Source organism: Moorena sp. SIO1F2, from assembly GCF_010672755.1.
In the GTDB taxonomy this organism is placed as follows: Bacteria; Cyanobacteriota; Cyanobacteriia; order Cyanobacteriales; family Coleofasciculaceae; genus Moorena.
Genome location: NZ_JAAHFV010000217.1, coordinates 1 through 11,121, shown reverse-complemented (window position 1 = coordinate 11,121; position 11,121 = coordinate 1). Strand labels below are relative to the sequence as shown.

At 43.3% G+C, this 11,121-nt stretch carries 10 protein-coding genes; 5 read left to right on the top strand and 5 right to left on the bottom strand.

The features are described 5' to 3' along the window. Positions 1–128: 128 nt before the first annotated feature. Positions 129–1,607, bottom strand: coding sequence for a PQQ-dependent sugar dehydrogenase (locus F6J94_RS22245; protein ID WP_293044224.1), 1,479 nt, complete (start codon positions 1,605–1,607; stop codon positions 129–131). A 280-nt stretch (positions 1,608–1,887) separates the two neighbouring features. On the opposite strand from F6J94_RS22245, the gene F6J94_RS22240 reads away from it, so the two are divergent. Both F6J94_RS22240 and F6J94_RS22235 read left to right on the top strand, forming a co-directional pair. Further along, positions 1,888–3,156 (top strand): GTP cyclohydrolase II, encoded by a 1,269-nt coding sequence (locus tag F6J94_RS22240; RefSeq protein WP_293044222.1) that lies wholly within the window; start codon positions 1,888–1,890, stop codon positions 3,154–3,156. Positions 3,157–3,220: 64 nt separating this feature from the next. Further along, positions 3,221–4,645, top strand: coding sequence for a URC4/urg3 family protein (locus F6J94_RS22235; RefSeq protein WP_293044220.1), 1,425 nt, complete (start codon positions 3,221–3,223; stop codon positions 4,643–4,645). Positions 4,646–4,724: 79 nt separating this feature from the next. On the opposite strand, the gene F6J94_RS22230 is transcribed toward F6J94_RS22235, so the two are convergent. After that, positions 4,725–5,852, bottom strand: a complete 1,128-nt coding sequence (locus tag F6J94_RS22230) for a site-2 protease family protein (protein WP_293044218.1) — start codon at positions 5,850–5,852, stop codon at positions 4,725–4,727. A 449-nt stretch (positions 5,853–6,301) separates the two neighbouring features. On the opposite strand from F6J94_RS22230, the gene F6J94_RS22225 reads away from it, so the two are divergent. After that, positions 6,302–6,820, top strand: a complete 519-nt coding sequence (locus tag F6J94_RS22225; RefSeq protein WP_293044216.1) for a 2TM domain-containing protein — start codon at positions 6,302–6,304, stop codon at positions 6,818–6,820. On the opposite strand, the gene F6J94_RS22220 is transcribed toward F6J94_RS22225, so the two are convergent. Together F6J94_RS22220 and F6J94_RS22215 are read right to left on the bottom strand one after the other, a co-directional pair. Continuing rightward, positions 6,817–7,872, bottom strand: coding sequence for a tetratricopeptide repeat protein (locus tag F6J94_RS22220; protein WP_293018804.1), 1,056 nt, complete (start codon positions 7,870–7,872; stop codon positions 6,817–6,819). The two genes, F6J94_RS22225 and F6J94_RS22220, sit on opposite strands and share 4 nt — an antisense overlap. 87 nt (positions 7,873–7,959) lie before the next feature. Beyond that, entirely contained in the window at positions 7,960–8,625 is a 666-nt protein-coding gene (locus F6J94_RS22215; RefSeq protein WP_293018805.1) for a sigma-70 family RNA polymerase sigma factor, read from the bottom strand. A 345-nt stretch (positions 8,626–8,970) separates the two neighbouring features. Here F6J94_RS22215 and F6J94_RS22210 point away from each other — a divergent pair, with 345 nt between their 5' ends. After that, positions 8,971–9,567 carry a glyoxalase-like domain protein gene (locus tag F6J94_RS22210; protein ID WP_293018807.1) on the top strand — a complete coding sequence of 199 codons (597 nt, stop codon included), beginning with the start codon at positions 8,971–8,973 and terminating at the stop codon, positions 9,565–9,567. A 96-nt stretch (positions 9,568–9,663) separates the two neighbouring features. Beyond that, positions 9,664–10,707, top strand: a complete 1,044-nt coding sequence (locus tag F6J94_RS22205; protein ID WP_293018808.1) for a hemolysin family protein — start codon at positions 9,664–9,666, stop codon at positions 10,705–10,707. A 172-nt stretch (positions 10,708–10,879) separates the two neighbouring features. Here F6J94_RS22205 and F6J94_RS22200 read toward each other — a convergent pair. Continuing rightward, positions 10,880–11,121: hypothetical protein (locus F6J94_RS22200; protein WP_293044214.1), on the bottom strand; the 242-nt coding region annotated here is incomplete at its 5' end.

The window sequence follows — 11,121 nt, the reverse complement described above, 5'->3', positions numbered from 1 at the left end:
TATAATTCAGATTAATAATACTGAATTTGTAGGATGGGTAGAGCGATACCAAAACCTATCGCTCTCTGGCTTCTGTTCGGTTTTATCATTCAACCTAACCTACAATAATGTGAATTCCATAACCATCATTATTCCAAACTATTCTGGTCAATAGGGTATTTTGGGGAACGAACGAGTTTCCTAACTTTACCATCTTGTTTCGATGTCACATAGATTTCTCCTTCTTCGTCCACCCCGAATCGCACATCAGAGCGTTTTTTACCAATGATTTCGAGAAAAGAAGCTTCTTGCTCTCCGTCAAAGAGTCTGAGTTCTTTTATTTTTGCCTGTTTGCCATTGACAAGTTCATCTACAGGAACGTGGAAAAATCTTGCATCATGAGCGAAATCAGCAAAAATGTATTGACCGATTAATTCAGGAATTGCTTTGCCCCGATAAACATAACCACCAGCGATCGCAATTCCATAGAAGCCTTTTATGTCGGGGGGGATGTCATGGTCATATTGGGCAACGGGATAAGTATAGCCATAGGAGCGATCGTTTTTGGGTAATGCAAACAAAACATTTTCATTATTTTCCTTTATAACCCAAGTACCTTCCCGCTCGCCCCAACCATAGTTAGCTCCTTTGATACCAAGATTAACTTCTTCAATAAAAGCCTGACCAGTATCAGCAATCAACATTTTGCCTTCGCCACCAGTATCCCAGCTAAAACGATGGGGATTACGCAGTCCATAAGCCCAGATTTCACCCAAGGTTTTAGGCTCTTCATCTGTAACAAAAGGATTATCACGAGGAATACCATATTGACCATTAACACTATTTTTGCCAAAGGGATCGATTCTGAGAATTTTGCCCAGCGGTGTTCCCAGATCCTGTCCATTATCCAAGGGATCGGTATCGCTAACAGGGTAGCCATCACTACCGCCATCAGCTACTGCAATGTAGAGTAAACCATAATCATCATCCCCTCGTTTAGCATTGGGATTAAAGCCCAATTGTCCAACATTATGATCTGGGTAAGGCTCTTCAATGCGCAAAATCTCACGGGATGTTCCGACAAAAGTATTGCTAGAAGGGTTTGTTGCCTTCCATTCGCGAATTACATCGTGGTGGGCACTTTCGATAATGTTATTGTTATTGTCAATAATTGGTTTGGTAACGGGTAAGTCAGGAGTACCGCCAGTTTTAACTTCGCTAGTTACAGTATAAAAAATTCCATTGTCAGCAAATTCTGGATGAAAAGCAAAATAAGCGAAGCCCTGTTGAGGAGTTTCATAAGTAAAGTCTGCACAAATTAATTTTTTCAGATTCATATAAACAGTAGCAGTGCCGTCAACAATGACATACAACTTGCCACGCATATCGTTAACAAATAATCGTCTGGTACCATCTCCTGCATGGGTAAGCAGGTTCAAGCGAGCAGCTTTATTTCTTCCAGTTCCACTGTTGGGAATTTGAACAACCTCTTCCAATCCGACAGAGAGTTCTGACTTTTTAATTGGTTCGGGAATGGGATCGGTTATCTGGGCAGAAGAAATCCTGGCAACAGCAAAGATGACCAAGAAGAGCGACAAGAGAAAACAGAGAATGCGAAATTTCTTCATACATAATATGAATGCTGCTAAGGTAAGGGCGCGGACGCTAAAAATCTGAGAAATCCAAAAATACGAAACCCCTGAGCTTGGAGTCATGGTGGCGTAATTTAGTTTTTTGTATGTTACAGCTCAAGGCACTGGTTCCGCAATTCTTCCCCACAAGAGCAAGATCAATAGAAAATACTTATACTTCTGTTAGAAATTGTTACTATAGTAGTTTATCCCTATTAACTAAGTCTTAGCATCTAAGACCTAGACACTTGTTGGTGCATTCTACAGAGTAACTCTAATGGAAGATTTAACAACTATCAGCAAACCCAAGCATATTGTTTTAACCTCCCATCCTAGCTCTTCTAGATTAAATTCTCCAGCAATTAACTGGGGAGAAAGTGACCCCCTCAAACGAGGACCCATTGTCGGTACCTTAGTTAACTCAGCTCATCGGAATGTTATTGGTACTCACTCAGGCTCCTATTCAGTGTATCGAGCTTTAGCCGTAGCCAGTGGTACACTCCAGCCTAATCACCGCCCGGATCTCACCAACACTGCGCCCATTGTCCCAATTGGTCCTCATCCCAGTTGGACTGACCCTAATTTGATTGTTTCTCTCGACCCCTTTGGGGCGATGGTAGGTGAAGTTTATAGCGATTTATATCAGCAGGGATACGACATTAGACCCACAATTGCTATCACCAAAGCTCATATCAATATGCCAGAACTACAGGATGCTGTAGAGAAAAACCGTTTAGCAATTGATGGCAAAATTATTAAAAACGATGGTAGTTTAGTAGTCACTAAAGTAGCAATTGACCCGGTTTGGTATCTACCGGGAATTGCCCAGCGATTGAACATTCAAGAAAGTTACCTGCGCCGTGCTCTATTTCAGCAAACCGGTGGCATGTTCCCGGAACTGATCACCCGCCCCGATTTAAAGGTATTCTTACCCCCCATTGGTGGCATCACTGTCTATTTAATTGGTGATGTGGCAGCCATTACTGAACCCAATCGACTGCTGGCTGTACGAGTTCATGATGAATGTAATGGTTCCGATGTTTTCGGTTCCGACATCTGCACCTGTCGTCCCTATCTAGTCCATGGTCTAGAAGTCTGTGTCCAGACAGCCCAAGGTGGAGGTACAGGTGTCATTGTTTATTTCCGTAAAGAAGGTCGCGCCTTAGGTGAAGTAACTAAGTTTTTAGTGTATAATGCCCGGAAACGTCAGGAAGGAGGTGATAGCGCTAATGCCTACTTCAACCGTACAGAGTGTGTGGCTGGGGTTCAAGATATCCGCTTCCAAGAACTAATGCCTGATGTGCTCCATTGGCTGGGAATTAAACGAATTGACCGTTTTGTCTCCATGAGCGATATGAAATATAACGCTATCGTTCAATCCGGTATTGAGATTATTCAGCGCATTCCCATTCCAGAACACTTGATTCCCGCTGATGCCCAAGTAGAAATCGCTGCCAAAAAAGCTGCTGGTTATTACACTGAACATACAACTGAACTAGATGCGATCGCATTGGCTGAAATTCAAGGACGTGGTTTAGCAGATTAGTCAAGAGTCCTTAGTCACTCCCGAATTGCTTATTCTCTATGCCTTCCTATATTCCCTGTTGCCTATGTCACCTGTGGATAATGCACAACAGCAGTTAATCGCTTACTTAAGAAGCCCATGGGCAATTCGGGAGAGATGCGATCGCATTTTCACCTTAGCTACTGTTGACCAGTTGCAGTACTTTCGCTGCAATTTAACCAAGCTAGAGCAAGTAGCTAACTATGTCATCGAGGTAATGCACCAGCACTACCCCGATTTCCAGATCCCATTTCATAGTCGCTGGCGGCATTTTGAGGTAGGGAATGTCCCTCGTCTTCGGGAACTAGACCAGAAATTAGTAGGATTCACTCCACTCCAAAAAGCCCAAACCAAATTCGACTTAGTCATCATTAGTGTCCTACTCGATGCTGGGGCTGGCAGCAATTGGCAGTATCATGAAGCAGAAACTGGACTAGTGTTTCGCCGTTCCGAAGGATTAGCCGTTGCTAGTTTCCGCATGTTCTGTCAGGGAGCTTTCTCCAGCGACCCAGACCTACCTTGGCAAGTCGATGCCAAAGGACTTCAATCCTTGAGCGCCCACCACTTAGCCCAGGGATTCCAGGTCAGTCAAACCAATCCACTCATAGGCATAGACGGTAGGCTAGCCTTACTACAGCGCTTAGGTCAAGCCCTCGTGGGCTTACCACATATGTTTGGCAAAGTCAATCCTCGTCCTGGCAACTTAGTAAATTACTTGGTAAATTACCAATTCCTAGATAAGTTGCAGGTTACCAAGGGATTGCAGCTTAGCAACTTCAACCCTGAAAGTTGCCAAGACAACCAAAGTTGGGTCAAGCCACTGACAGATTTACAACCTCTCCAGGAGCAACCTGCAACTTGTCAACCAGCTAACCTACAACCTGCCAAGCTACAACCTGCAACCTGTGAACCGGCCAACCTTCTAAGTGCCACTAACCTATTCAGCACCGTCCTGGAGGGATTAGGGGATATTTGGCCAAAACGAGAATCCATCGCGGGGGTCAATTTAGGGGATGTGTGGCAACATTCTGCTCTCAAAGGGGATAACTACGGTTCCGAGTATGTACCATTTCACAAACTCTCCCAGTGGTTAACCTACTCCCTATTAGAGCCATTACAGGAACTGGGTTTAGAGATTACTGAACTTGATCAGTTGACTGGCTTAGCAGAATATCGGAATGGGGGGTTATGTTTAGATCTAGGATTACTAGAGGTCAAGGATAGCGCTATTTTAGAACAGTCTCACTTACCCAGCTCCGAAGTGATTATTGAGTGGCGAGCACTCACCGTTAGTTTGCTAGATCAAATAGCAGCAACTATTCGTCAACAACTGAACCTGAGTGCTACTGAATTGCCACTAGTAAAAGTCTTACAAGGAGGAACTTGGACAGCAGGACGTAGAATTGCTGCTCAATTGAGACCAGGAGGCTCTTCCCCGATTCAGATAGAAAGTGATGGCACAGTCTTTTGAAAAAATTTGACCAAAAATTTGGGTACTCAAGTCCAGTTGGGTGATCGAGTTGGTTGAGTTACCCATTACCCATTACCTTTTACCTTTTATCGTTAATAGCCTTTTTTCGTTCTTCGAGGATACTGCGAATGGAAGCTGTATCCAGAATTCCCAGAACTACACCCTTGTCACTAACCACAGGTAGCTGATCTAGCTGCTCTTTCTCCAGAATTTTGACAACCTCTAACAGGGAATGATCCGATTGAACAGTTCTAAAAGTCTTAACAGACTTCATCAGTGCTCTTACTGGAGTCACCGGCCAATTAGAGGTAGGAACAGTTTTGAGATCATCCACTACCACAACTCCTAGCAGTTGACTGGCTTCATCGGTTACTAGAAACTTGCGCCACTGATTTTTACCGATAATGTACTCGTTGACAAACTCCCTTAGAGACAAATCAGCCAATACAATTGGGCTGTTGGCAATGACCGCATCTTCTGCTGTCAACCCCTCTAGCTGGTCTTGAACCATAGCAGATTGGGCAGACATGCCAGCATTTCGCAGCAAGAACAAACCAATTAAGGCAAACCAGATGCCATTAAAGTTACCATACAGTAGGATTGGAAGCACTCCATAAATAATTCCTCCCCAACCAAAGAACTGACCAACACGGCTAGCAAATAACACACCTTTGTGTGGGTTGTCCGTAACTTGCCAAACCAGTGCCTTCAGGATGTTACCCCCATCTAGGGGTAAACCAGGAATTAAGTTGAACAATGCTAAAGCCAAGTTGATGGAGGCGAGGAGTCCAACAATAGATGCCAATGAACTAGCTAGATTGGCATTGGCCTGAACGGCATATAGTAGAGCAAATAGTAGCAAACTAACAGCTGGACCAGCAATCGCAACTAAGAACGCCTCTAGTGGACTTTTTGATTCTTTATCCAGGCTAGCTAGACCACCAAATAGGAAGAGGGTGATAGATTTAACCTCAATTCCCTGCTGGATCGCCACAAAGCTGTGTCCTAGTTCATGAGCTAACACAGAGGCAAATAACAAAAGTGCAGTCACAAATCCTAAAAACCATGGCAAAACACCGCTCAATCCTGAAAAATTTGCTAAGTCACCTCCGAAATCAAAGGTGACTAAAGCTAAGACTAGAAACCAGCTTGGATTCACATAAAAGGGAATCCCAAATAAATTCCCAACACGAATACTGCCGTTCATGCAGACTACCTCAAACTCTCCTAAGACGTTTTTTTATACCAAGTTGGCTTCTAAGGTAGTAGATAGGGTATGGTTCATGATTAACATTTCATAAAAAATAGTTCATGAAAAATAGATCATGATACGATTGCCAGTTATCCTTGGCAGTAAAGGGTTTATCGCTTTTGCCAATCAACAATCAACCAAGAGCAATGAACAATTAACCTACCTTAAGGCAACTCGATAGTAGTTTCGTCTTTCATGGTTCTATCGTAACGAAATGTAAAAGATTTGCCGATTGCTCAAATGCCGTAAAATCCGTCCACGCTTAGTGCGGTTTTAGGAATGCAGGTGGTTTGACCCCTCTGTGTTTCCATCGGCATAATAAAATTAAGCACCGCTCAAGCGTGTTTAGAGCAACATCTTCTTTAAGCACTACCCCCCTTCCTACTAGTGAAACTGACTAAACGATGTCCGTCTTTGAAACCAAAATCACCCACTCTTACAACCAACAAGACATCCAGCAAATCCTCAATCTAGCCCTGGCACGTCAGGAAATGGTTGAAGAATTTTCCCGTGAACAGTTGGTCGAAATTGCTGCTGAATTAGGGATTTCAATCCACACTCTCTTAGAAGCAGAACGAGAATGGCTAGCCCAGCAACAAGAACAGCAAAAACGTAATGAATTCAATAGTTACCGACGTAGCGAACTAAAAAAAAGTTTTGGAAAGTTTGTAATCGTTAATAGTTTTTTAGTGGCGATCAATCTAATTAACGTTGGTTACCTGTCTTGGTCTTTATATATTTTATTGTTCTGGGGTTTGTGGATAGCACTCAGGGCGTGGAATACTTATCAAATACAGGGCGAAGACTATGAAAGAGCTTTCCAAAAATGGAAACTTCAAAACCAGGTAAAACAGATAGCCCAATCAACTTATACTAGTCTCAAAAACTGGATTCAAGACCAAGGACTAATGACTAAGGACTAATGCCTAACATAAATAATTTCAGCTAAATCGCTGATCAACAATGTTTCTTCCTGAATATCTCCTAAAGCATGAGCCACTGCGATCGCTTTTTCATAAAAACTCCGAGCTTCCAACAAATTACCAGTGTCTTGATATAACTGGGCAAACAACTTTAGAGCAACTAGCTCTTCACGGCGATTGTTTTGTTCTTGTGCCAAAGCCAGATATTCCTTCAGTGCTTTCACCGCTTGCCGATTCTTACCTGTAGCGATATGGGTTAAAGCTATACCCTTAATAGCACGAATCTGATTGAAAACATTGTCAACTTTTTCAGCCAGTATCTGGGCAATGCGGTAAGAATACAAAGCATCTTTTTCCCGTCTAGCGGCGAGATAGGCATCTCCCAAATTATTCCGAATATTCGTCTCACCTAACTTATCCCGAGAGCGACGCCGTAAAACTAGGGCAGCTTCATACCACTTAATCGCCTCGGGATAATTTCCCCCTTGAGCTGCCACTAAGCCTAGATTATTCAGACTCAACCCTTCACCGTCATCATCCTTAATAGTACGGGAAATGGTCAGTGCTTCCATAAAAGCTTCTTGGGCTGCTTTCAGGTTTCTCGTTTGCAGCAATAATATTCCAATATTATTTATACTATAAATCTGTGGCTGAAAACTTTGTTGAGAACGGGCAGCACCCAAGCCTCGGCGCAAGGCTCGCTCTGCCTCCTGATAGCGTCCCAACTTGGCGTAAGTCTGACCTAGGGAATTGTAAGTTTTACCCAATCCCTCAAAGTCACCAATTTGCTGATAAATTTCTCCCGCTTGGGACAAATACGCGATCGCTTCGTTCAAGTTACCACTCTGTTTAGCCAGCTCTGACTGCTCCAGGAAAAAATCTGCCCGATTTCTTGCTTTGCGGTCACGAAGATTGTCTAAAGGGATTGCCAGTTGTTGGTCGATGCTCCGAGTCTGACCCCAAGCCATCGGGCTAGCCAACATTACCAATGGGGTAAAGGCTAGCGCTATTATTCCGGAAAGACTAGTCAGCAACCTGCTACGATTCGCCATACCAAAAGACTCCGTTTGATCAACATTTCTGCTATTATGGAAGTTATGATCAAAGTACCCCGATCAAGGGTGCAAACTAACCGCCCTTTATTCACTCAAAACCGGTACTGCAAACAGATCAGATTCTTCTCGATTCTTGGCTTCGACCCCCAGATAGACCACCCGGATATCATCGGGTAAAGCAGCTTCCAACAGTTCATAGCCTTCTTGAAGTTCGGTTCTCACTTGAGCTGGAGTAATCATTTCTCCCTCCGCTTGCAGATAAGCCGCAATTCGCGTTTCACTCCAGTGAAAGGTCCCAGCCATGATTACCATCAACCGCACCGCTGGTGGTAGCTGTTCCAATGCCATCTCCAGATAACACCACAAGGGTGGTGGTGCTACCTTAAGGTTATAGTGAATAGATTCCACTGGTGGCAAGTCTGCCTGGTTAATACAAACCGCCGTTAGGTTTATGATCTGGTTTTGGAAGGACGTTGACTCTAGTCCATAATCCTCCCGCAAATCCATGCCACCCAGTTCGTGATAGATGTGACGCCAAGTCAGAGCAAATAGATATTCCGCCTGCACAGGCGATCGCGCTGAGTGCCGCACTAATGTATAGACAATAGGACTGTAGCGACAGAAAATTGCTGTAAAGTACTTCCCTTCAGACCGATGACGCTGAAACAAAGTCAGCAATTCCTGATCACTATGATGAAACAGTGATTTAATAAGTGGATGCTTAGATTCAGGAAAATGGGGGATTTGCACAATCTTTCAATAAAAGCTGTAATTAGGAGAATTAGACTAGATGCATCCTGATCTCACCACAACCCCCTCATGTTGAGAAAGGGGAAATGCCGATGGTTAACTGGCATTGGAGTAGATCAATGTCGGGACCTAATATCCTAGGTCTGCACTAGACCTCAAGATGAAGGAGATGGATGCCGATACCAAGTCTACAACCTTTGGTGCTCCGATGCTCCTTCAGTTGAAGCTAAAATTGAGAAAAAGCGTACGCTAATGTCTGATGGTAATAATATTACCTACGATTGGAGAAAAAGTTCATAAGGACCTTTAAACTAATTTATTCAGTTGCTAACTCTGTTTAAGTTTATGATTCTATCAGTTGATATTATTTCCCGGCTAACTTCGCCCCTGCCTCTTGGCGCATTTTTACCCTCTTTGCCTTTAGATAGCCTGTTTTCCACTCAAGGCATCATGGTAATGCTCCTAGGTGCCTATGCCTTTGCCATGTGGATGTTTTTGACCAGCGCTCCAAAAGTTCACACCATCATGGTGTCTGATTTGGCAATAGCGCGACAGTTTTATGAAGGCTTGCTAGAGTTATCCGCAGCAGAAGTCCCCCTACATTACTACTATAATTACGAGCAGACCATGGGGAGTACCAGCATTGACCCCCTATATATGTCAACCAATTTGGGAACCACCCAAGCTACCCAGTTCAGTGGTGCTGATGGGCTATGGTACCAGTTAAAGAAGAATACCCAGCTCCACGTGATTTCCGGAGCTAGCTTGGGCAATAAAAACCAACAACGTCACGTGTGCTTTGATCATCAGTGCTTGGATCAAGTTTTGATGCTGGTGCAGATGAGACGCCTAAAATACAAAGTGCGCACCCTCAAGCCCCTTAACTTTTTGGTCAAGGATCTCGACGATCGTGTAATTGAACTGGCAGAAGTTTCTAATTAGCGGTTAAATCAATAATGGTGAGTTAATCAGGGATTAGGCGGGTAACAATTGCGCGTAGCGCACCAGCCATTGGTTTCATGCCTAATCACATTTACCATGTTTGAAGTAATTATCACAGTACTGATTGTTCTGTTGGGTTCAGCCATCTGTGCTATGGCAGAAACGGCTTTGTTTTCAGTGCCTATCGTTAAAGTCCGACAGTTAGCGCAGTCAAACCAGCCTGCAGTGTTAGCACTACTGGCGATTCGCAAAAACATGAACCGACCCATAGCTACCATTGTTATTCTCAACAACACCTTCAACATTGTTGGCAGCATCGTAATTGGTTCCCTTGCTGCTAGGGTCTTAGGAGAGGCTTGGTTGGGGGTTTTTTCAGGTCTATTTACCTTTCTAATTATTGTATTTGGGGAAATTGTCCCGAAAACCCTTGGTCAGATCTACGCCCAAAACATCGCCCTACTCGTGGCTCTACCAGTTCGGTTCTTAACCGTTGTGTTCACGCCTCTGGTGTGGTTGATGGAAAAAATTACTGCTCCGTTTACTAAAGGTCAAAAACTTCCTACCACCAATGAGGCGGAAATCCGATTTTTAGCGAAGGTTGGGTATCAAGAAGGGGTGATTGAAGATGATGAAGCAGAAATGATCCAACGAGTATTTCAGTTAAATGATTTGACTGCATCTGATTTAATGACTCCGCGAATTATTACCACCTATTTGCATGGTAATACCACTTTGGCTGAGGCTAAACCAAGCATTATTGCTTCGCCTCACACCCGGATGCCTGTGGTTGAAGACTCTATTGATCAAGTAATTGGAATTGCTCTCAAAGATGAGTTACTCACAGCAATCATTGAAGACAAACATAACCAACCCCTTGCTTCTCTGATTCGTCAAGTCCGCTTTGTCCCTGAAACTGTTCGCGCTGATAAGCTACTGAAAACCTTTCAGCAAACCCGTGAACATCTGATGGTTGTACTGGATGAATATGGGGGTGTTTCTGGTGTAGTCACCCTGGAAGATGTACTGGAGGTGCTAACCGGTGAAATTGTTGATGAGACCGATCGCAACATTGATCTCCAAGCAATTGCTCGTAAACGGCGAGAAAAAATGTTGAAATCTTATGGTCTTGATCAGGATTAGTTTCGTGACAATAATAAATAGATAATTGGGATTTTATATGTAAACATAGGATTGAAAAAAAAGCGATTAATCGCTGCTATCCTTTACCTGTTTACTGTTCATTGTTCCCTGTTCCCTGTTCCCTGTTCCCTGTTCCCTGTTCCCTTTCAACCAAGCTATATAAATTAACAAACTATATTTTTTGACATATTTTATAAGCTTGTTCTTCTGATTCTTCAAGAGTTTTTAATTGTGAGTATAGCTTTTCAATGCTTTCTTTATCGGGACTTTCTTGGGTAACATTAAAAACTATACTATTGAATTTATTTTGGGCTGTTTTGACAACTTCCTCAGCTTTCCTACAAGATGGATTTCTGAATATTTGATCAAGTTGAGGAAAACACCCACTTAAGCAAAACGTTAGTATAAAGATTA